Source organism: Chromohalobacter sp. HP20-39 (assembly GCF_033052815.1).
GTDB lineage: Bacteria > Pseudomonadota > Gammaproteobacteria > Pseudomonadales > Halomonadaceae > Chromohalobacter.
Genome location: NZ_JAWHTP010000004.1, coordinates 98,349 through 120,904, shown reverse-complemented (window position 1 = coordinate 120,904; position 22,556 = coordinate 98,349). Strand labels below are relative to the sequence as shown.

General features: G+C 61.7%; 17 protein-coding genes. 3 read left to right on the top strand and 14 right to left on the bottom strand.

The genetic code is table 11. The features are described 5' to 3' along the window. Nucleotides 1–52 precede the first annotated feature (52 nt). The 9 genes from RVY79_RS10135 to RVY79_RS10095 all read right to left on the bottom strand — a co-directional run bounded on the left by RVY79_RS10135 (nt 53) and on the right by RVY79_RS10095 (nt 11,629). Nucleotides 53–856, bottom strand: a complete 804-nt coding sequence (locus RVY79_RS10135; RefSeq protein WP_317464011.1) for an electron transfer flavoprotein subunit beta — start codon at nt 854–856, stop codon at nt 53–55. Next, nucleotides 846–2,114 (bottom strand): electron transfer flavoprotein subunit alpha/FixB family protein, encoded by a 1,269-nt coding sequence (locus RVY79_RS10130; RefSeq protein WP_317464010.1) that lies wholly within the window; start codon nt 2,112–2,114, stop codon nt 846–848. The genes RVY79_RS10135 and RVY79_RS10130 overlap by 11 nt, the downstream gene beginning before the upstream one ends. Next, nucleotides 2,111–4,162, bottom strand: coding sequence for a (Fe-S)-binding protein (locus RVY79_RS10125; protein ID WP_317464009.1), 2,052 nt, complete (start codon nt 4,160–4,162; stop codon nt 2,111–2,113). Before RVY79_RS10125 ends, RVY79_RS10130 begins: the two co-directional genes overlap by 4 nt. A gap of 104 nt (nt 4,163–4,266) precedes the next feature. Then, nucleotides 4,267–6,351, bottom strand: coding sequence for a dimethylglycine demethylation protein DgcA (gene dgcA, locus RVY79_RS10120; protein WP_317464008.1), 2,085 nt, complete (start codon nt 6,349–6,351; stop codon nt 4,267–4,269). A 10-nt stretch (nt 6,352–6,361) separates the two neighbouring features. Then, entirely contained in the window at nt 6,362–6,907 is a 546-nt protein-coding gene (locus tag RVY79_RS10115) for a DUF5943 domain-containing protein (protein ID WP_317464007.1), read from the bottom strand. Nucleotides 6,908–7,020: 113 nt separating this feature from the next. Beyond that, a complete protein-coding gene (locus RVY79_RS10110) occupies nt 7,021–7,998 on the bottom strand; it encodes a dipeptidase (RefSeq protein WP_317464006.1) in 978 nt (325 codons plus the stop codon). Between the two features lie 193 nt (nt 7,999–8,191). Next, on the bottom strand, nt 8,192–9,325 hold the full coding sequence (locus RVY79_RS10105) for a GlxA family transcriptional regulator (RefSeq protein WP_411161723.1): 1,134 nt from the start codon (nt 9,323–9,325) through the stop codon (nt 8,192–8,194). Nucleotides 9,326–9,550: 225 nt separating this feature from the next. After that, on the bottom strand, nt 9,551–10,408 hold the full coding sequence (gene fghA / locus RVY79_RS10100) for an S-formylglutathione hydrolase (protein ID WP_317464005.1): 858 nt from the start codon (nt 10,406–10,408) through the stop codon (nt 9,551–9,553). Between the two features lie 111 nt (nt 10,409–10,519). Next, the gene (locus RVY79_RS10095; RefSeq protein WP_317464004.1) at nt 10,520–11,629 is read right to left on the bottom strand and encodes an S-(hydroxymethyl)glutathione dehydrogenase/class III alcohol dehydrogenase; all 1,110 of its coding nucleotides are present in this window, start codon (nt 11,627–11,629) and stop codon (nt 10,520–10,522) included. 146 nt (nt 11,630–11,775) lie between these two features. Here RVY79_RS10095 and RVY79_RS10090 point away from each other — a divergent pair, with 146 nt between their 5' ends. Beyond that, nucleotides 11,776–12,660 (top strand): LysR family transcriptional regulator, encoded by an 885-nt coding sequence (locus tag RVY79_RS10090; protein WP_317464003.1) that lies wholly within the window; start codon nt 11,776–11,778, stop codon nt 12,658–12,660. Between the two features lie 28 nt (nt 12,661–12,688). Here RVY79_RS10090 and RVY79_RS10085 read toward each other — a convergent pair whose 3' ends face one another. The 3 genes from RVY79_RS10085 to RVY79_RS10075 all read right to left on the bottom strand — a co-directional run bounded on the left by RVY79_RS10085 (nt 12,689) and on the right by RVY79_RS10075 (nt 16,902). After that, a complete protein-coding gene (locus tag RVY79_RS10085) occupies nt 12,689–13,426 on the bottom strand; it encodes a Crp/Fnr family transcriptional regulator (RefSeq protein ID WP_317464002.1) in 738 nt (245 codons plus the stop codon). 190 nt (nt 13,427–13,616) lie between these two features. Further along, on the bottom strand, nt 13,617–15,005 hold the full coding sequence (gene ltrA, locus RVY79_RS10080; RefSeq protein WP_317464001.1) for a group II intron reverse transcriptase/maturase: 1,389 nt from the start codon (nt 15,003–15,005) through the stop codon (nt 13,617–13,619). Between the two features lie 517 nt (nt 15,006–15,522). Continuing rightward, nucleotides 15,523–16,902, bottom strand: a complete 1,380-nt coding sequence (locus RVY79_RS10075) for an L-serine ammonia-lyase (RefSeq protein ID WP_317464000.1) — start codon at nt 16,900–16,902, stop codon at nt 15,523–15,525. A gap of 138 nt (nt 16,903–17,040) precedes the next feature. On the opposite strand from RVY79_RS10075, the gene RVY79_RS10070 reads away from it, so the two are divergent. Both RVY79_RS10070 and RVY79_RS10065 read left to right on the top strand, forming a co-directional pair. After that, entirely contained in the window at nt 17,041–17,964 is a 924-nt protein-coding gene (locus RVY79_RS10070) for a LysR substrate-binding domain-containing protein (protein ID WP_317463999.1), read from the top strand. A 175-nt stretch (nt 17,965–18,139) separates the two neighbouring features. Beyond that, nucleotides 18,140–19,783: a BCCT family transporter gene (locus tag RVY79_RS10065; protein WP_317463998.1), complete on the top strand. Its 1,644-nt coding sequence runs from the start codon at nt 18,140–18,142 to the stop codon at nt 19,781–19,783. Nucleotides 19,784–19,897: 114 nt separating this feature from the next. On the opposite strand, the gene RVY79_RS10060 is transcribed toward RVY79_RS10065, so the two are convergent. Next, nucleotides 19,898–20,623: a 3'-5' exonuclease gene (locus tag RVY79_RS10060; RefSeq protein WP_317463997.1), complete on the bottom strand. Its 726-nt coding sequence runs from the start codon at nt 20,621–20,623 to the stop codon at nt 19,898–19,900. Nucleotides 20,624–20,630: 7 nt separating this feature from the next. Further along, nucleotides 20,631–22,538 (bottom strand): DUF294 nucleotidyltransferase-like domain-containing protein, encoded by a 1,908-nt coding sequence (locus RVY79_RS10055; RefSeq protein ID WP_317463996.1) that lies wholly within the window; start codon nt 22,536–22,538, stop codon nt 20,631–20,633. Nucleotides 22,539–22,556: the final 18 nt, after the last annotated feature.

The window sequence follows — 22,556 nt, the reverse complement described above, 5'->3', positions numbered from 1 at the left end:
CCCACATGCGTTTACACCGATGGCTTCCCCAGCCCTCTCAACAACGAGTCCCTCACCGCAATACGTCTTCTTCACGCAGTAGCGTGAGGATCGCCTCGGCGCCCTGGGTCGGGGTCACGTCCGTCAGCACCTGCCCGCCGCCACCTTCGGACTTGGCGGCGGCGGCCTTGAAGCGGTCCCGTGCCGAGGCGGCCTTGACGATCTTGAGGCGTTTGGGACGCTGGCGCGCGGGTTGCACTTGCCATGCAGCCCACTCTTCATCATCGCTCACCGGCCCTGTCGTCATCTCGAACGCGCCGCGTCGGGCCGGCCCGTAGGCGCTCTGGCGCGGCGTGGGGGCCGCATCGTCGACGGTAACGATGGCCGGCAGGCGAACCTTGAGTCGCCGCCGCTGACCTCGCGGCAGGGCCTGGAGCAAGGTCGCCACACCGTCCTCGACGCTTTCCACCGCCGCCAGGCCACTCACCAGAGGCCAGCCAAGGCGTTCGGCAAGCAGATAGGGCAACAGCCCCGATCCTTCGCCCCGTTCGGCACGTTCGCCGGCAATCACCAGGTGCGGCGACGTCGCATCCAGGGCCTCGGCAAGCGCAGGCAGCACATCGGCGCCCTCGGGCTGCTCGAGTAGCGACAATTCGGTGAAGCCCATGCCCAGATAGCCGCGCAATGCCGCTTCGCTGCTCTCATCCTGCAGGCCGGCATGCAGCAGACGCACCTGGGCATCCCCCAGGGAGCGCGCCAGCTCCACACCCCGGGCATCCTGGTCGGCACGCCGCGTCCGACCAGTCAGCGGGTGACGGCCGACGGAAACCAGCACCGTCACTTCGAGTCCTGGCGTCATGGCGGATTCAGGCTGCATCGCGCTTCTCCTCTCGTGCCTGTGCCACCAGGGCGACCAGCGCCTCGAGTATTTGAGTCGAGTCCCCGATCACCGCGAGATCGGCGCGTTTGATCATGTCACACCCAGGGTCCATGTTGATCGCCACCACCTTGTCGCAGGTCTGAATACCCTGTAGATGTTGGATGGCACCGCTGATGCCCACGGCCACATAGACCCGTGCCGTCACCCAGGTGCCGGTGGCGCCTACCTGACGGTCACGGGCCATGAAACCATCATCCACCGCCACACGTGAGGCGCCTTCGGTAGCCCCCAACACCTCGGCGGCATGATGGAAGCCTGGCCAGTCCTTGACGCCATTGCCGGCGGAGAGAATGAACTCCGCCTCGGACAGCGCCACGCCAGACGGGTCGACACTCACCTGACCGAGATCCTGGATACGCGACAAGGTCGACGGCAACGGCTGAGGCAAGACCAGTTCGGCGGCAGCGTGACGCGTCTCGCTGACCGGCTCAGCACATTCGGCCAAGGCCAGGGCGATTCGCGGCAATGGGCGCCGAATGTCAAGCGACCCCGCCGCGCCCCGCGCCGTGCAATGCCAGCCCATGACAGCCTCGGCATCTGCGTCGACCTGCCAGACGCCTGTCGCCGGTCGCTCGCCGAGACGCACCGCCAAACGCCGTCCCAGCTCGCCGCCGCCCAACTTGGAATCCGGCAGCAGCCAATGACGTGGTGCCCAGGCCTCCTCGGCCATGACCAGCGCTCCCAGGCACGTCTCGGGGGCATAGCCCGCAACTTCCGGTGAATCGAGATGCAGCAGTCGGTCGATACCCGCTTCACCGAAGTTCGCCTCCTTGTGGGGACCGAACACCACGGCCACCACCGCGCCCCGAGCGGCAGGATCGGCATCGGCGAGCTGGCGCGCCAGGCCAAGCAGATCCCGGTCATGCCCGCTCAAGCGGCCGCCGGCCATGTCCGGCACCACGGCGATCATGAAGTCCGGCGCTTCGATCTCGACCAACGGCTTGCGCTCGGCAGGCGGTGTCGCCGCACCGCCACTACCCGCGCCCTGTTGTGTGCCGCTGCGGTCGATACGCTTCACGCCATTGGGGCCGACGAAGCCCACCGCATGCGGATTCTTGCGCACGAGACCATTCGGACCCCTCCATTCACTGGTCGCCCCCTGGCCCGTCGCCAGGAGGACTTCAGCATGGCGCGGATGCAGACGATTGCGGGCGATCCATTCCTGGCGGGGATCGCGACGCGGAAGATCGCTCATGACATGACCTCCTCGGTGGCCTGCGCAGTCGAGGCATCACGCGGCGCAAGCGGTGCCTCCGGCGTGGTATCCAGTGCGGTGGCGACCATCTCGGCAATGTCCTTGACCGCGACCTCTTCGTCGCCCGCTGGTGGGACGACACCTTCGAACATGGCCGTGCATTGTGGGCAACCCACCACGACCTGCTCGGCCTGGGTCTCGCGCACGTCACCCATGCGCATGTCAGGGATACGTTGCTTGCCGGGAACATCGGTGACCGACGCCCCGCCACCGCCGCCACAGCAACGCGAGCGATAGCCCGAGCGCTGCATCTCGACCAGCTCGACACCCAGCGCTTGCAGCACCGCGCGAGGTGCTTCGTATTCACCGTTGTAGCGGCCCAGGTAGCAAGGGTCGTGATAGGTCACGCGCGCCGCTTGACCCGGCGCTAGTCGCAACCGACCCGCCTCGATCAACTGATTGATGAAAGTGCTGTGATGCCAGACCGGGTAGCCCGCTTCCTGCCCTTCTGGATAGAAGGCACCGTATTCATTCTTGAGCACGTGAAAGCTGTGCGGATCGCAGGTGACGACACAACCGAAGCGATACTGGGAAAGCGTGGCGATGTTGCGCCGCGCCAGCGACTGGAAGGTTGCCTCATCCCCGAGACGGCGCGCCACATCGCCACTATCACGCTCTTCATTGCCAAGCACGGCGAAATCGACATCGGCAGCACGCAACACCTTGACCAGGGCACGCAACGTGCGTTGGTTACGCATATCGAAGACGCCGTCACCCAACCACAGCAACACCTCGGCACGCTCGACGTCGGCCATCAACGGTAGCTCGAGATCCGCCGCCCAGTTGAGCCGCCCGCCGGGATCGAAACCGCCAGGGTTGTCGGTGGCAATTAGATTGTCGATCACCTCGGCGCCCTTGCCGGGGGTCGCGCCTTCTTCGAGGGTCAGATGACGGCGCATGTCGACGATGGCATCGACGTGCTCGATCATCATCGGGCATTCCTCGACACAGGCACGGCAGGTGGTGCAGGACCACAGCGTCTCGGCATCGACCAACGCCTTGCCATCTTTTGTGGAAGCCGGCGAGACGATAGGACCATGCGGTGAGCCCTGGTGCTCGCCGACCGGCTTGTCTCCGAGCTCGGGTGACGGGTAGGGAGAACCGGCATATTGGGCGTCGCTGCCCCCGGCCATGCCCACCACCATGTCCTGAATAAGCTTCTTGGGATTGAGCGGCTGACCCGCGGCGAAGGCCGGGCAGACCGCTTCACAGCGCCCGCATTGCACGCAGGCATCGAAGCCCAGCAACTGGTTCCAGGTGAAATCGGTGGGCTGGCCAACACCCAATGGCGCCTCGGTATCGTCGAGATCGAGCGCCTTGAGACCGGTGGGTGGATAGCCACCGTGTTGCGTATCGGAAAAGCGCTCGGGACGGCGATGAAAGGCCAGATGCAAGGCACCGGCGAAGGCATGCTTCATCGGCCCGCCCCAGGTCATGCCTACCACCATTTCCGCCAGTCCCCAGGCCACCACGGCGGCCAGCACCAGTGCGACCAACCAGCCACCAGCGTCGGCGGGCAGCATGTCCACCGCCGGCAGGGTCACCACGAAGATGCCCAGCGAGAAAGCCATCAGACTCTTGGGCAGACGCATCCAGGGGCCCTTCGACAGGCGCGCCGGTGGATCGCGCCGACGCCGGGCAACGAACAGGCTGCCTGCGAACATCGTCGCGCTCGCCGCCAGCAGCAACCAGCCCAAGACGCCGCTAACCCAGCCAGAGCCGAGGCCCAGGCCATGGACGACGATCGCCAGCCCCATCGCGGCGACGAAACCGCCGGCAGTAGCCACGTGGGTGTTGGCCATCACCTTGTCGCGCGCCACCACATGGTGCAGGTCGACCAGATAACGGCGTGGCATCGCGATCAAGCCGCGGAAGATAGATACCTGCGACGCTCGTCCCCGACGCCACAGGCGCACACGCCGCCAGGCGCCGAGCGCCGCCAATGCCAAGGCAGCGAAGAGCAGTATCGGCAAGAGGATATCGAGCATATTAACCACCTCACTTTGGGGCTACGAGCTACGAGCTGCGGGCTTCGAGCTACAGTGTTGCTCGCGGCTCGTTGCCCGAAGCTCGTGGCTGACTCGAAGCGCCTTCAGAAATCCTTGCAGATCCGCAGGGCATCATAGATCGCCGCATGCGTATTGCGCGGCGCCGTGCAGTCGCCCACTCGGAATAGCAGGAAGCCGGATTGTGCGTCGTCGTCCAGCGTCGCCAGGCTGGGTTGCGGCGCGGCGGCGTAGAGCGCTTCGAGATCGAGTTGTCCGTGATTGCGCGAGCGCTCCTTGAGCGTGTAATAAAGCGATTCATCCGGGCGCACGCCATTTTCGACCACTACCTGATCGACCACGCGCTCTTCCTGGACGCCGGTGTATTCGTTCTCCAGCACCGCCACCAGCGACGTGCCCTCGCGATAGACCTTATGCAGCGCCAGGTCCGAGGTCATGATGACCTCCTTCTCGTAAAGGCTACGGTAGTAGGTCGGGAAGGTCGTGCCGCCGACCGCGCTCCCGGGCTTGGTGTCATCGGTGACGATCTCCACCTGGGCGCCTTTGTCGGCCAGGTAGTCGGCCACCGAGACCCCGGTGAATTCGCAGATGGTGTCGTAGACCAGCACGTTGTTGCCCGGCGCCACGTCACCACCGAGGACATCCCAAGCGCTGACGACCAAGCTTTCGTCGCGATCTTGTGCATACCCCCATTCCGGTACCTGGGTCAGAAACGGCTGGCCGCCAGTGGCGAGGACGACGATATCGGGACGCAGATCATTGATCGTCGCCTCGTCGGCGTGCACACCCAGGCGGACATCGACCTTGAGCCTCGTCAGTTCGAGCTGAAACCAGCGCGTAATGCCGGCGATCTGATCGCGCTGCGGCGCCTTGGCGGCCAGCGTAACCTGCCCTCCTAACGCTTCGGCACCTTCGAAGAGCGTCACCGCGTGGCCGCGTTCGGCGGCGACGCGTGCCGCTTCCATGCCCCCCGGACCGCCGCCTACGACCACCACGCGCCGCTGAGGGCCGGCGCTTTTCTCGATCTCGTGCGGTAGGCCCATGTATTCGCGGGAGGTCGCCGCATTCTGGATGCACAACACGTCGAGGCCCTGGTACTGGCGATCGATGCAGTAGTTGGCGCCCACGCACTGCTTGATCCGGTCGGTCTGTCCCATCTGGACCTTGGCGATCAGGTGCGGGTCAGCGATGTGTGCCCGGGTCATGCCCACCATGTCGACATGACCGCCTTCGAGAATACGGTTGGCCTGAGTGGGATCTTTGATGTTCTGGGCGTGGATCACCGGCGCGCCGACCACCTCCTTGATACCCGCCGCCAGGTGCAGGAACGGCTCCGGCGGGTAGGCCATGTTGGGGATCACGTTGGCCAGGGTGTCGTGAGTATCGCAGCCCGACCCCACCACGCCGAAGAAGTCGATCTGACCGGTAGCATCGTAGTAGGCGGCGATGTCCTTCATATCATCGTGGGTCAGGCCATCCGGGTGAAACTCGTCGCCACAGATGCGCATGCCAACCACGAAATCGTCGCCGACCTCGGCACGTACCGCCTTGAGCACTTCCATGCCGAAGCGCATGCGGCCCTCGAAGCTGCCACCCCATTCATCGGTACGCTTGTTGACGCGCGGGCTCCAGAACTGGTCGATCAGATGCTGGTGCACGGCGGACAGCTCGACGCCGTCCAGACCGCCTTCTTTCGCACGCCGCGCGCCCTGGGCGAAATCGTCGATGATCCGCCAGATGTCTTCTTCTTCGATGGTCTTGCAGGTCGAGCGATGCACTGGCTCACGAATTCCCGAGGGCGACAGCAGCACCGGCCAATCGTGACCATCCCACCGCGAGCGACGCCCCATGTGGGTGATCTGGATCATGATCTTGCCGCCGTGCTTGTGAACGGCAGCCGAGAGGTTCTGGAAATGCGGAATGATGCGGTCGGTGGTCAGATTCACCGAACTCCACCAGGGCTGGGGGCTGTCGATCGACACCGGCGACGAGCCGCCGCAGATAGAAAGGCCCACGCCGCCTTTGGCCTTTTCTTCGTAGTATTTGACGTAGCGATCGGTGGTCATGCCGCCATCGGTGGCATGAACCTCGGCATGAGCGGTGCTGACCACGCGGTTACGAATGGTCAGCTTGCCGATTTCGATGGGTTGGAAAAGTGCGTCGAATGCCATCGTGGAAACCTCAGCCGGCAGTTGGGGAGCGGGGCGTGACCTGGAAGTAGCCGACATCGCAGCCCGGCTCGGCGGCGCTTTGGGTCTGCTCGGCGACGGTGCGCAATTCACTGCCTTGCGCGGCGAGAATCTGATCCATCGCCCCGGCGAACCAGCCAGTGAACATGTAATCCACCTTGTGGCCGACCTTGCCCTGCTGATAGACGAAGGCGCTATCTTCCAGGCGTACGCGGGCGTTGCCCGCATCGAGATCGAACGCTTCGGTGAAGAAGCGCCCCCAGCCCCGTTGCGAGAGCCGCTTCATGTAATGTTCGAAGACATCCACGCCTTCCAGGCCATGGCATTCGGCTTCTTTCTCGCACCAGTGCCAGGCACTCTTGTAACCGGCCTGGTAAAGAATCTCGGCGTAGGTCTCGATGCCTAGCGCCTGCTCCACGGCGACGTGGTTGTTGACGAAAAAATGGCGCGGCACATAGAGCATGGGCAGCGCATCGGTCGTCCACACGCCGGTCTCGCTATCCACCTCGATGGGCAATTCGGGAGGCATCTTGGTCACGGTCGTATTCCTCAAATCTTGCTGATTGTTATGGCCCTGGCGCGGCTTCGAGCTTCGAGCTTCGAGCTTCGAGCGGCATGATGGCTCGCGGCCCGTGGCTCGCCGCTCGTGACTTATTCTCCCCAGACCTCTTTCAACACTCGCATCCAGTTCTCACCCATGATCTTGCGCACCTGTCGCTCGCTCATGCCGCGTCGCAAGAGCGCCTCGGTGAGGTTGCCGAACTCGCCGATGGTGCGAATGCCCTCGGGGTTGATGATGGTGCCGAAGTTAGTCAGGCGCCGGGCGTAGCCCTTGTCGTGGGTCAGCCACTCGAAGAAGGCTTGATCCTGCCCCTGGGTGAAATCGGTGCCGATACCGATGGCGTCCTCGCCGACGATGTTCATCACGTATTCGATGGCTTCGACGTAGTCGTCGACAGTGGCGTCGACACCTGCACGCAGGAAGGGGGTGAACATGGTCACGCCGACGAAACCGCCATTCTCGGCGATGAAGCGCAACTCGGCGTCGGACTTGTTGCGGGGGTGTTCCTTGAGGCCGGACGGCAGGCAATGGGAGTAGCAGACCGGCTTCTCAGACGTCTCGATGACGTCGCGGGAGGTGGTCTCGCCGACGTGGGACAAGTCGCACATCACACCCACGCGATTCATCTCGGCGACGATCTCGCGACCGAAGCCGGAAAGCCCGCCGTCGCGCTCGTAACAGCCGGTGCCGACCAGATTCTGGGTGTTGTAGCACATCTGCACGATACCCACGCCAAGGCGCTTGAAGACCTCGACGTAACCGATCTGATCCTCGAAGGCGTGGGCGTTCTGGAAGCCGTAGATAATGCCGGTCTTGCCTTCTTCCTTGGCGCGGGTGATATCGACGGTGGTGTGCACGGGTCGCACCAGATCATCGCACGCCGCAAGTAGTGCATTGGTCTGGACGATGTTGTCGACGGTGGCTTGAAACCCTTCCCACACCGAGACGGTACAGTTGGCGGCGGTCAAACCGCCCCGACGCATGTCTTCGAGCAGTTCACGGTTCCATTTGGCGATGATCAGGCCATCGATAACGATGGCGTCGTCGTGCAGCGCTTGCGCGGTCATGGGTCTCGCTCCCGGGGATGGCGTCATGCGGCCAGCTTAGCCCCGTCCCCGAGACCGCCGACGCTTGGAAGCGACGAGGAAAATTCCAAATGCGTCACGCCTTGTCATCGGCCTTAACGCAACGAGGCCACCCGATGATCGGACGGCCCCGGAAGAAGCGGCATCTCGGCCGCATGAATAACGCAAACACGCGCTATCCCAAATGCACACTCGCGTAGGTGGGCTCACCCTGCGCCTGGGCCAGGGCCTGCATCGCACTGGAGGCGCGCGGCGCAACATAGGCGTCGTCTTCATTGCCCGTGCTCAGATTGGCGGGCGTCAGCGTCACGCTGGCGCTCGCCAGACGCATCTGCCGTTCGTCGCGCGGCGGCGTACCGAAGTATTCCCGATAGCATTTGGAAAAATGCGGTGTGGAGACGAACCCGCAGACCGAGGCGATTTCGATGATCGACATCGAGGTCTGACGTAGCAGTTGCCGGGCGCGAGTCAGACGCAGCTTGAGATAATAGCGCGACGGCGAGCAGCTCAGATATTTCTGGAACAATCTCTCGAGTTGGCGGCGCGAGACATGTACGTAGTTCGCCAACTCGTCAAGGGCAATGGGCTCTTCCAGGTTGGCTTCCATCAGCGCCACGATCTCGAGCAGCTTCGGCTGGCTGGTACCCAGCACATGCCGCAGAGGCACACGTTGTTGGTCTTGTTCGCCGCGCACGCGGTCGCAGATGAACATATCGGAGATCGCCGCCGACAGCTCGCGGCCGTGGTCACGGCCAATCAGCGTCAACATCATGTCCAGCGGCGCGGTCCCACCAGACGCCGTGGCGCGGTCACGATCGATCGAGAACAACCGGGTGGTCAGCGTGGCACGCGGATAGGCCTCTTGTGCGGCGGCCTGGAATTCCCAGTGAATGCTGCATTCGTAGCCGTCGAGCAGCCCCGCCTTGGCCAGCGCCCAACTGCCGGTGCACAACGCACCTATACGTCGCGACTGGCGCGCCTGGGCCTGAAGCCACAGCACATGTTCACGCGTGACATGACACTGGATGCCGACACCGCCACACACGAACACCATATCGAGCGCCAGCGGCTCGTGCATGCCGTTATCGGGCGTGATCAGCAAACCATCGCTGGCCCGTACCGCCTCGCCATCCGTACTCAGCGTGGTCCACTGGTACAGTTCACGCCCGGCCAGTTGGTTGGCCATACGCAACGGCTCCACCGCCGAGGCCAACGAGATCAGCGTGAAATTATCCATCAACAAGAACCCTAAACGCAGCGGCGCATCGGGGGCGGTAGGCGGCGCGGGACGATCGCTCGTCATGGCCATCAGCGGTTCTCCTCGGGTCACGGTCGGAGCCACTGGTAGTGCTTCACCAGGGGTGTATTGTCATTGTAGGAAGTTGGTTTCAACGTCTTGAGTGTGACGAGATGACGCCCCCTCAACGTATCTAAAAGCGTCGTTTCACGCTATCAAAAACGACATATTTATGACGCTTTCAAAAAAATGCCCCACACCAATTCATCTGGGCGGGGCATGAGTCCGGCGTGGCGTCTAACGCTTTCGCTGCAGATGCTCGGCGTGATAGCGCAGATGCTCTTCGATGAAGGTAGCGATGAAGAAATAACTATGATCATAACCCGGCTGACGGCGCAGGGTCAGCGGATGGTCATGCTTCTCGCAGGTGGCTTCGATGCGCTCGGGCATGAGCTGTTCATCGAGGAAGTTATCCGCCTCGCCCTGATCGATGAACAGCGGCTGGCGTGATGCCCCCTTAGCGATCAGTTCGCAGGCGTCGTATTGCGTCCATTTGCCGTGATCCTCGCCGAGATAGGCAGTGAAGGCCTTCTGCCCCCAAGGCGAGACGATGGGGTTGACCACCGGGGCGAACGCCGACACAGAAGCGTAACGACCAGGTTGACGCAGAGCCAACACCAGCGCGCCATGACCGCCCATGGAGTGCCCACTGATAGCTTCCCGCCCGTTGAGCGGAAAATGTTGGCGCACCACCGAGGGAAGCTCTTCCGTGACGTAGTCGTACATGCGGTAGTGCTTGGACCACGGCGCCTGGATAGCATTGACGTAGAAGCCTGCCCCCGACCCGAAGTCGTAACTGTCGTGCTCGCCGGGTAGATCGGTGCCACGCGGACTGGTATCCGGACAGATGATGGCCATGCCCAGCTCAGCGGCCACGCGATGCGCGCCGGCCTTCTGCATGAAGTTCTCGTCGTTGCAGGTCAGCCCCGAGAGCCACCATAGCAGCGGCACCTTGTCGGTTTCCGCCTGGGGAGGCAGGTAAATGGCGAAGACCATCTCGCAGTCGAGCGCGCGCGAGTGATGCTTGTAACGCTTCAGCCAGCCGCCGAACGACTTGGTGGCGGAGACCAGCTCCAACGATTCGGATATGGTCATGTATCCTCCTTGTATCATGCCGGAGCGGGCGCCGATATTGGCGCCCGCATATCAATCGCGCGGCATCGGGCGCGATCAATCAAACGCTTTTCTCGCAGCTTCGGGCGCGTGTCAAAAGTGCAACACGGTACGAATGCTCTTGCCGGCGTGCAGCAACTCGAACGCCTCGTTGATCTCCTCGAACGCCATATCCTGGGTGACGAACTCATCGATCTTGAGCTTGCCGTTCATGTAATCGTCGACGTAACCCGGCAGTTCGCTGCGGCCCTTGACGCCACCGAAGGCGGAGCCCTTCCAGACGCGCCCGGTCACCAGTTGGAACGGCCGCGTGGAAATTTCTTCACCGGCGCCGGCCACGCCGATGATGATCGATTCGCCCCAGCCCTTGTGACAGCACTCCAGTGCACTGCGCATGACGTTGACGTTGCCGATGCATTCGAAGGAGTAATCGACGCCGCCATCGGTCAGGTCGACGATCACCTGCTGGATGGGGTCCGAGTAGTCCTTCGGGTTGACGAAGTCGGTGGCACCAAACTGACGCGCCAGCTCGAACTTGTCGGGATTGACGTCGATGGCGATGATACGGCTCGCCTTGGCCATCTGTGCGCCCTGAATGACCGCCAAGCCGATGGCCCCCAGGCCGAACACGGCGACAGTGGCACCTGGCTCGACCTTGGCAGTGTTCATCACCGCGCCGATGCCGGTGGTGACGCCACAGCCCAGCAGGCAGATCTTGTCCAGTGGCGCTGCAGAAGACACCTTCGCCAGCGAGACTTCCGGCAGCACGGTATATTCGCTGAACGTCGAGCAGCCCATGTAGTGATGCAGCGATTGGCCGTCCCTGGAAAAACGCGAGGTGCCGTCGGGCATCACGCCCTTGCCCTGGGTTGCACGGACCGAACTGCACAGGTTGGTCTTGCCGGAGAGGCAGAACTTGCACTGACCGCACTCGGCAGTATACAGCGGGATGACGTGATCGCCGGGCTCGAGGCCGGTGACGCCCTCGCCGACTTCCTGGACGACGCCTGCCCCTTCATGGCCTAGCACCGCCGGAAAGTTGCCTTCCGGATCGGCCCCGGAAAGGGTATAGGCATCGGTATGGCAGACGCTGGTCGCCTTGATCTGAACCAGTACCTCGCCGGCCTTGGGCCCTTCGACGTCGATCTCGGCAATCTCCAGCGGTTTGCCGGCTTCCCAAGCGATGGCGGCGCGTGATTTCATCAGGCATTCTCCTTCGTCGATCGTGGCGGCGCCCGATGCGCCAGCAAAGGCAGTCTAGGCGCGCGTGGTTAACCCCACCAGTCTAGGCAGTGGGCGCGCTTGGATAAATGCTTACGACATCACAACATTATTGCCGTGGAGCAACAATGCAGCGCTGGGATCGCATCGAGGCTTTCATCGAAGTCGCTCGCTTAGGCACGTTTTCCGCCGCTGCGCGGCATCTGAAGGTTTCCACTTCGCATGTGAGCCGTCTTGTCGGCCAGCTCGAAAGCCAGTTGGGCACGACGCTTCTATACCGCACCACGCGCCAGACGCGTCTCACCGACGCCGGCGCGCTCTACTACCGGCATTGCCGCCACTTGTTCGATGGCTTTCGCGAGGCCGAGGAAGCCATCGTCGACTTCCAGTCGCGACCCAAGGGCACATTGCGGCTGACCTGTGCTACCACGTTCGGCGAGCGCTACATAGCCCCACTGGTCAACGACTTCCAGCGCTTGCATCCGCAGCTCGAAGTCGACATGCACTTCACCAACCGTCAGGTCGAATTGATCGAGGAGGGCTTCGATGTCGCCATTCGCATGGGCGTGCTGCGTGACTCGAGCCTGATCGCGCGGCGGCTGTGCGAGCGTCGCGAATACGTCGTCGGCGCGCGGGAATACTTCGAGCGTGCCGCGCCGCCCCATTCGTTGGCCGAGCTGCCTCATCACAACTGCCTGCGCGGCTCCCGTGATAGCTGGCTGTTCGAGGTCAACGGCCAGCGCCGGGAAGTACGTATCGAGGGCCGCTGGCGCGCCAACTCAGGACCGGCATTGCTCGATGCAGTATTGAAAGGCCTGGGGCTGGCGCAGCTACCCGACTACTACGTGGCGCCGTATCTGGCGCAGGGGCAACTAGTGTCGGTGCTGGATGCCTATCAGTTCGCCGACACCGCAGTGTGGGCGATTTATCCGCGTCACCGGCACCTCTCACCCAAGGTGCGTCAGTTCGTGGACTTCCTGGTCGCACGCTTGCCGGACATGTTACAAGCCTGACGCGTGCCTATTACGACAATCTCGTGGCTCATTCCCCCGAGATAGGCCATAGCCCATCACGCAGATATCGCCCGGCGAATTCAGCCTCTCGGGCCAAGGCATCGGGATCGAGCAATTCGACCCACTGGCGCTCGCGGATCAACAACCCATCCTCACGAAACCCGCTCAACGTACGGCTGACATGCACCGAGGTAAGGCCCAGCGCATCGCCCAGTTGCTGTTGCGACAGCGGCAGACGGAAACGCCGCGTGGCATGAGGCATGGTGCGCTGCAGGCGTATGTACATCTCGTAGATCAGGTGAGCCAGCTTCTGGCGCGCACTGCGCCGTGCTAGATTGATCAAACGCTCTGTCAACAAGGCCTGCTGTTGCGAGGACACGGCGAAAAAGATCATCGACAGCGTAGAGGATTCGCGAAACACCTCGACCAGGCGACGATGCGGGAAATCGCAAACGACGCCATCATCGATCATCATGACCCCGGAGAGGCGCTCATGGAAGGCGAATTCGCGCAGGCCGATGACATCCCCTGGAAGCAATATCTCGAGAATCTGGCGCGAGCCATCCTCCATGTCACGGAAGGAGTACGCCCAGCCCTTGGAAAGCGTACAAAAACGCCCCGCCGGATCGTCGGTTTGCCATAGAGCCTCACCGCGTTCGACCTCGCGCGGCTCGCGCTCGAGCGAGTCCAACAGAGCCTCGTCACTCTCGGTGAGATTGGCGTAATGCCGGAAATGGCGGATGATACAGCTATCTGTCTCGCTCATGAGCGACCTTCTTATCTCGTCGGAGTCCTGAACGGGCGCCGAGTATATCCCGGCAACACCATACGCGCTATTTTGCGAGGGAATAAAACCACAGAAGGCTTCGCGGTGCGATCCCGAATATCGGGTAGGGGCCGGGGTCACCCCCGACGCCCTCCCACACCACCGTACGTACGGTTCCGTATACGGCGGTTCATGAAGAACGACTAAGCCATCTTACCGTATCGAGTACCAAAATCACGCCTCGCTGAACGAACCACTTATTCGGCAGGGCCTGATTCATGTGTGAGGCGCCGGCATTCCACCAGGGGCCTCGCCCATTCCCCGCCGACTTCGACGCCTGGTGGGCGCCCAGACCTAGCGCCAGGAGCTTGCGGCGCCGGGTGCTGGGTCGTTTCCACTGTCGCCAGATCATGCAGCGCAGTCGGCGGCGTATCCATTGATCCAGCGCTTCCAGTGGGCGTTTAACATCGACAAGGCTGAAATAGCTGGCCCAGCCCCGGAGGACGGGGACCATCTCTTCAATGACGCGTCGAATGTGGCGCCCCCTGCCGCGTTTGAGGATCTCACGAACACGCTGCATCAGGCGCTGCAGACTGGCCTTGGCCAGCGTTAGCTTCGGTAGCTTGTGCCGGGTCAGCGTGTAGCCTAGATACCCACGGTGCCAGGGCCGGTCCACCGCACTTTTGTCGCGATTGACCGTGAGCCTAAGCGAATTCTCGAGAAAATCACTCAGGCTGGCCATGACGCGCTCGCCCGCTCGCCGACTCCGCACATAGATTTGCATGTCGTCGGCGTAGCGGCAAAAGCGGTGACCCCGGCGTTCCAGTTCCTTGTCCACGTCGTCCAGCAGGATATTGGCCAGCAACGGGCTAAGTGGCCCGCCCTGGGGCGTTCCCTGCCGGCGTGGCGTGGTCAGGCCATTCTGGAACATGCCGGCTTCCAGATAGCGTCGGATCAGGCGTAGCACTCGCTTGTCGCGCACGCGCCGCGCGACCCGTGCCATCAGCAGGTCGTGGTTCACTCGGTCGAAGAAGGCTACCAGGTCAAGATCGACCACCCAGCGGTGGCCGGCAGTGACATGGGCCTTCATGGCCGAGACGGCCTGCTGGGCGCTGCGCTTGGGGCGATAGCCGTAACTTGATTCGGAAAAGTCCGGATCGAAGATCGGCGTCAGCACTTGGAGCAGCGCCTGCTGGATCAGCCGGTCGCTGACCGTGGGAATACCGAGCTGCCGCGTCCCGCCCTTGGGCTTGGGAATCTCGACGGCTCGGATCGGGTTGGGGTGGTACTCACCGGCCAGCAGCCGCTCGCGCAGCGTTGGCCAGTGCACCTTCAGATGGTCGACCAACTGTTGCACCGTCATGCCATCGGCACCCGGTGCTCCTTTATTAGCAGCCACCTTACGGTAAGCCCGCGCCATGTTGGCTTTATCAAGCACGGCCTCCATGAGCGGGGCTGGCTCCGCTTTCGTCCACGATGACGACGCCGGGACCGTCTCGACGCCCACCGGCTGGGGCTCGGGGGTCTGCCCCTGCCCCTCTGGGTGGGTGGCGGTATCAGCGCCAGTTTCTGTCTTCATGATCGATCCTCGAGGCGTCATCGCCTACTCGCGGTTCTTCATGTTCGGCCCTTGGTGCCGCGGTGAACCGGCACTTACTATGGCCTCTGCTGACGTCTGGTGGCCCGTCCCGTCGCCTCTCGACGCCGGTAGCCCCGTGGCAGACCACCAGACCTCCCAGGGTAAGACGCGCGACCTTCCCGCTTATGCCTGTCGGATATACGTCATGGCGTTCCGTGCAAGTACCGGGCTTTGATGATTTTGGCCACCTCACCCCGCCATGACGCCTCGTATCCGCTTCCTGTTCGTCAGGCCAGCGTTTTGCCTCGGGCTGCCTTCAGATTCCCCCTCGCGGGGGACACCCTTGCCGTCGGCTAGCACTTCCCCTTGCCGGGCGTGCAGGGGACTTTCACCCCCAAGTCATCCCGAGGCACCACCCTCGGGAACAGCGCCATTCAAGGCGCTGCGCGCCATGCCTGGCGCACCAAAAAAAGGACGCCACACGGGCGTCCCAAAGGGTTGATCGAACGATTCGACATCAGCATTCGATGGCATTCACCGCCAGGCCACCGCGCGAGGTTTCCTTGTACTTATCCTGCATGTCGGCACCGGTATCGCGCATGGTACGAATGACGCGGTCGAGGGACACGAAATGCTCACCGTCACCGCCCAGCGCCATCTGTGCGGCGTTGATCGCCTTCACCGAGGCGATGGCGTTGCGCTCGATGCACGGCACCTGTACCAGTCCGCCGATGGGATCGCAGGTCAATCCCAGGTTGTGCTCAAGGCCAATCTCGGCGGCGTTCTCAACCTGTGCGGGCGTGCCACCCATTACCTCGGCGAGCCCGGCTGCAGCCATCGCGCAGGCCGAGCCGACCTCGCCTTGGCACCCGACCTCGGCACCGGAAATCGAGGCATTCTTCTTGCACAGGATGCCGATCGCGCCGGCCGTGAGCAGGAAGTCGACGACATCACGTTCACAAGCATCCGGCTGAAACTGCATGTAATAGTGCAATACCGCCGGCACGATGCCCGCTGCACCGTTGGTCGGCGCGGTCACCATGCGCCCACCGGCGGCGTTTTCCTCATTGACGGCCAGGGCGAAGACATTGACCCAATCCATCGCCGAAAAGGTCGAGGCGATCACGCTGGTATTGTCACTGGCCGCCTGCAGGCGCCGATGCAGCGTGCTGGCCCGGCGTTTGACATTGAGCCCACCGGGCAACACGCCATCGTGGCGCAAGCCGTTGTCAACGCAGTCTTTCATCGCCTCCCAGACACGCCACAACGCGTCGCGAACGCTTGCCTCGTCGCGCCAAGCCTTCTCGTTTTCGAGCATCAACTCGCTGATACGTAATCCATGCGTGCGGCACAGCATGAGCAGCTCTTCCGCCGTGGCGAAATCATAGGGCAACGCGGTAGTATCGGAATCCAGTGCGCCGCTGGCGGCCTGCGACTCGTCAACGACGAAGCCGCCGCCCACGGAGTAATAGGTGTTGCGATACAACTCTTCGTCGTGGGCATGAGCGATGAGACGCAATGCGTTGGGATGATAGGCAAGCGGCTCTTCATGCCATTGCATGTCGCGTGCCCAGGGGAATGAGACAGGATGCTGGCCGGCGAGCATTAACGTCTGCGCTTCGCGTAGCTCTTCCATGCAGGCGGGGGCTATCTCCGGGTCGATGCATGCGGGGCGTTCGCCCATGAGCCCCATGATCACAGCCTGGTCAGTGCCATGTCCTTTGCCAGTGGCGCACAGCGAGCCATGCAGATGCACTTCGATGCGCGTGACACGCGTCAGCCAATCATGTGCGCGCAGCACATCGATGAAGTCGCAGGCCGCACGCATGGGGCCGACCGTATGCGAACTGGACGGTCCAATCCCCACTTTAAACAGATCGAACACACTGATTGCCATGCGTGTCACCTCGAGCAGTCTTCATGAATCAAATTTTCTAAACGAGCTTGTCAGTCACTCGATTTAACTCTAGCTTGGTGCCAGCCTGAACGCTGGGCAACGGAGAATAATTCGACCAAGCTTTAGAATTTCTAAATCATGAGCCGTACCCTGCACGCCCAAACCCATGCCTGGCTGAAAGTCTTCGCCATCAGCGCGAGGCACCTTTCCTTTACCCGAGCCGCTGAAGAACTGCATGTGACGACCGGTGCGGTCAGTCAGCAGATCAAGCAGCTCGAAGCGCGACTGGGTTTCAAGCTCTTCCGCCGCCTACCACGACGCCTGGAGCTCACCGATGAAGGGCAACGCCTAGCCACAGTGGTCGACCAAGCTTACGATGCAGTGGGGATGGAGGTTCGGCGACTGCGTACGGGGGTGATGAGCGGCGTTTTGCGTTTGCGCTGCGTGCCCTCGTTTCTCGCCAAGTGGCTGATGCCGCGATTGACGCGATTGCAGGCACGCTTTCCCGACATCGAGTTGCATGTCGCCTCCGAGGACAGCAACCTGTCACTGCGCGAGGGCGAGTTCGAGCTGGCCATTGACCTCAACGACGGACGCTACGCCGGCTTCCAGATCACGCCACTGATGGATGAGGAGATCTTTGCGGTATGCTCGCCACAGCTGTTGCGACGACGTCCGCCGCTGGTGCGCCCGGAAGATCTGGGCTACTACCCGCTGTTGCATGACGTTACCGCGTGGCGCGGTAGCCACGATTACGCCGAATGGGAGCACTATCTGCATGCGTTGGGCGACGAATCGGTCAACGTGCGACGTGGCTATACGTTCAATCGCAATCACTTGACCGTGGAGGCGGCTATCGCCGGCATGGGGGTGGCGATTGCACGACGCACACTGATTACCGACGAGCTCGATACCGGCGCATTGATTGCACCGTTCGCCGGCGCCGTGTCCACCGGCAAGACCTATGGCCTAGTCTACCACCCCGGCGCACTGGACGATCGGCGGGTACGCGCCGTGCATGACTGGATCGTCGAGGAAGCGGCCCGCGACAGTGATCACTGAAAGACTCGATCACCGGGTAACGCTTTTTTTGCGCTGCGCCTGACGAAACGTTTAAGGTTTAGATGGCAAAAATGACTCAACTCTGAAAACTTCTTAAGTACAATGCGCTAACCGCCAATAAGGCATATCTCGCGTCAACGACGCAATCGACGCTTACCTGAGACGGAGAATTCTCATGGACAAACGTTCGCAGGACGATACGCAAGAGCCGAATGAGGGCTCCGAGGGCGTACCGGCTCCGGATGGGCCGGCCAACCTGATCGATACCGACTACGTCATTGGTCAAGACAACATAACCTCGACGAAGTTCGGCATCGACTTTGACCTTCATGGCAAGGTCTTCACGATCTCCTCACTGGTGATCCTGTTTTTCGTCATCGTGACGCTGGCATTCCAGAACCAGGTGGCACCGGTCTTCAATGTCATGTTCTCGTTCTTGACGGGCAGCATGGACTGGTTCTTCATTCTGGCTGCCAATATTTTCGTGGTACTCGCCGTCGTACTGATTTTCACTCCGCTGAGCAAAGTCCGCTTGGGGGGCGCCAACGCTACCCCTGACTTCAGCTACGCCGGCTGGTTCGCCATGCTGTTCGCGGCGGGGATGGGCATCGGTCTGATGTTCTATGGCGTCTCCGAGCCGCTGACGCACTTCGGCACCTCGATGCAAGGCGCATCGAGTGCACCACTAGGCGGCGCCGCAGGCAATGAGCAAGCGGCCATGCAACTCGCCATGTCCGCGACGATTTTCCACTGGGGGCTTCATCCCTGGGGCATTTACGCCATCGTGGCCCTGTCATTGGCGCTGTTCTCCTATAACAAGGGCTTGCCGCTGACCATGCGCTCTATCTTCTACCCGGTTCTGGGTGAGCGCGTCTGGGGATGGCCAGGCCACCTCATCGACATCCTGGCGGTGTTCGCCACGCTCTTTGGTCTGGCGACCTCTCTCGGGCTGGGCGCTTCTCAAGCCTCTGCGGGGCTGCATTACCTGTTCGATACGCCCAATACCAACGTCACCATGGTGATCCTGATTCTGGGTATTACGCTGGTGGCGCTGGGCTCGGTACTCGCCGGTGTCGACAAGGGCGTGCAACGCCTCTCGCAGGTCAATATGGCGCTGGCCTTCCTGCTGCTGATGTTCGTGATCTTCGTCGGCCCGACACTACTGATCGCCACCGGCTTCTTCGAGAACCTGTGGGGTTACGTCAAAAACCTGCCCGCCCTCTCCAACCCCTTCGGCCGTGAAGACACTGGCTTCACGCAAGGCTGGACGGCGTACTATTGGGCCTGGTGGATTTCCTGGTCACCGTTCGTAGGGATGTTCATCGCTCGCGTCAGCCGTGGTCGCACCGTGCGTGAATTCCTGATTGCCGTGCTGCTGGTGCCGACACTGGTGTCGATCCTGTGGATGACCGCTTTCGGCGGCACCGCCATCCACCAGGTCGTTGCCAATGGGTTCGAAGGCGTCCAGAACGCCGCTTTGGAGCTGCAGCTGTTCACCATGCTCGGCCAACTACCACTGACCGCGATCACCTCGTTCGTGGGGATCGTACTGGTGATGGTGTTCTTCATCACCTCCTCGGACTCGGGCTCACTGGTCATCGACTCGATCACCGCCGGCGGCAAGGTCGACGCACCCAAGCCCCAGCGTGTTTTCTGGGCCCTGATCGAAGGCGCGATCGCTATCGCCCTGCTGTTGGGCGGCGGCTTGACTGCTCTGCAAACCGCAGTGATCACCACAGGTCTGCCCTTCACGCTGGTCCTGCTGGCAGCTTGCTACGCCATCGTCAAAGGCCTGATGAGCGAACCGCGCAGCAACTAAGCGAATTCCTGAATTCGCGACACATAGAAGGCGGCCCATGGGCCGCCTTCTTCGTTTTCAGGACCTCTCTTGCGACAACGCTCTCCGTACAAAACGAAACGCTCGCCTATTAGCTTAGCTCCAGATCTCGCTCAGTGGCGTGTCGAGGCTGTAACGATGCGCGACCTGGGCTTGCAGTAATTCGGCCGTCGCCAGAGCATCGATCAAGGCATGATGCGCCTGGTAGGCCGGCAAACCATAGCGCGTGCGGCTATCGGGCAGGCGAATCGACGCCGGCGGACGCCCCGACCAGCGCCGCAGACGCGCCCACCACGACTGACGATGCAGACGCGCCTCCAGCGACATCGTGTCAATTACCGGGAAGTGAATTCCTTCGCCACGCCGTGCCTTGACGGCCGCATTCAGGAAGGTGCGCTCGATATGACGATAATGCACCACGACGATACGCCCGGCCATCACGGCCAATAGCTCATCGAGAACATCATCAAGGTCGGGGGCCTGCTCGATCTCGCTATGAGTAATATGGTGAAAGGTGATCGAGCGCTCATCGAGAGGGCGCGGCGGTCTCACGATCCAGTAACGCCGCTCGGCGAGCCGGATACGCTTCAGGTCGAAAGGCACCACGCCGATACTGACGATGGCGTGACGTTGCTCATCGAGGCCGGTGGTTTCCATGTCCATGGCCAGCATCGGCACGTCACTGATAGGCGTCTGCGGCGTGGGTACACCGACATCGAAGTAGCGCTTCAATGCCGTATCACGCGTTTGCTCGCGACGTGCCATAAAATGGTCCGCCCATGTAGGCTGCGTCGGGGAGCGGCGTGCAAGCAATGGCTTCATTCAAATATCAGCGCTTTTGGGAAGGCATGGGGTAACGGAACTTCAAGAACTTTTGGGCATTACTCAGGACTTGGAAGGCATCCTTGAGATTGTGGCGCTCGTTATCCGAGACGTTTTCGGGCTCGATGTTATTGTCAGGTTCACGCTCTTCCTGAATATCGATGACCTGGTGACGAATACGTACCATGGCGATGAATTCCAGGGCGTAGCGAATCCGTTCCCCGGAATGCCCCGCGAGCAAGCGAGTCTTGTTGATCTCCTCGAGACGCTCGAAGGAGTTCTGCGCCCGTGAGCCGCAGGCCAGCGCATGCACGCGGATCAGATCGACCAAGGGCGCCGTGCCGCGACGCTTGAGATTGATCGTGTTGTTCTGTTCGCCGTCTTTTTCCATCACGAAAGTGCGGAAAAAACCAAGCGGAGGCGTACGATTCAACGCATTGCGCGCCATCGCGGCCAGAAAGCGCGGACGCTGGGAGGCACGCTCAGCGACCAGGTCTTGCAAGCGCTCGACGAATGCCTCATCGCCATACACGCTGTCGAGATCGAAAAAGATGGAGCTGTGCAGCAGGCGTTCGGCGCTAGGATTGTCGATCCAGTCGCTGAAGTATTGTTGCCATACGCGCAGTGGCTGCCGCCAACGCGGGTTGGTGGCCATGATGTCGCCCTTGCAATAGCTATAACCACAGGCCGCCAGCCCATCACTGACGCGGCGTGCCAATGTCAGGAAATAGGCGTCATGCTGCTCGGGATCGAAACTATCATCGAGCACCAGAGCGTTGTCCTGATCGGTGACAATGGATTGCTCGTTGCGCGCCATTGAGCCTAGCGCCATGAAGCAATACGGCACCGGGGGCGGCCCCAGCTCTTCTTCAGCCAGCTCCAACAAGCGCCGTGTGAACGCCCGCCCGATAGTCGACAGCGAACTGCTGACCATCTGTGAGTTATCGTCTTCGCTGACCATACGGACAAAGGCGCCACGCACGTCCTTCTTCATCGCGGCGAGACCATCGACACTGGGCTGACGAAAAATATTGTCGACCAGGTACAAGCTACTGCGGGTTTCATAGCGCACGATATCAGACAGATGCAACACACCTATCGGGCGCCGACGATGCAGGATCGGCAGGTGATGAATATTGTTGCGCAGCATGCGCAACATCGCCTCATAGACCGACTCGTCGGATTGAATGGTAATCGGACGCGCATCGATCAGGCCGCCGACACACGTGCTCGCCGGAAGGCCTTCGGCCAGAACGCGGTTACGCAAATCATGGTCGGTGAGGATGCCGATCATACGGCGCGGCTGCCCATCTTCATGCATAAAGGCATGCGAGTCATCCGGCGCTTGTGGCGCCGCCAGAACCAGCACCGAAGAAGCACTGTGCTCGCCCATGCGCTGCGCCGCCTCCTGTACCGTGGCGTTGCTTTCCACCATCACCGGGGCGCGCGAGGCTAGCTTACGCACCCGCGTCATCAGCATCTCATGACCCTTGCGCTGCTGATCGACGGTAGACTCTAGGCGCGGACGCTCGACCTCGACGAAATCGGCAAAATTGTCGTCTGCATCGCACAGATGTTGAAACGCTGCATGAGGAATGAAGTAGATCAGCGTGTCTTCGATCGCGCGCGCCGGAAAACGCACCCGACGATCCCTAAGCAAGTCGAACTGACCAAAGATGTCACCTTCGCTGAGTCGGTTGTATAGATCGCCGTTGCGACGATACAGGTCGATGGCTCCACTACGAATGTAGTGAAGGTAGTCGACGGCATCTCCATGACGGTAGATATCGGTTTCGGCTTGAAAGTACCCGACCTCGACCTGACCGGCCAACTCATCGAGCAAGTCGTCGGACAACTGCTCGAAAGGCGGGTACTGCGCCATGTGCTGACGAATCTCCAGCAATTCTGCTTGCATGCAACCGCTCTCCGACAA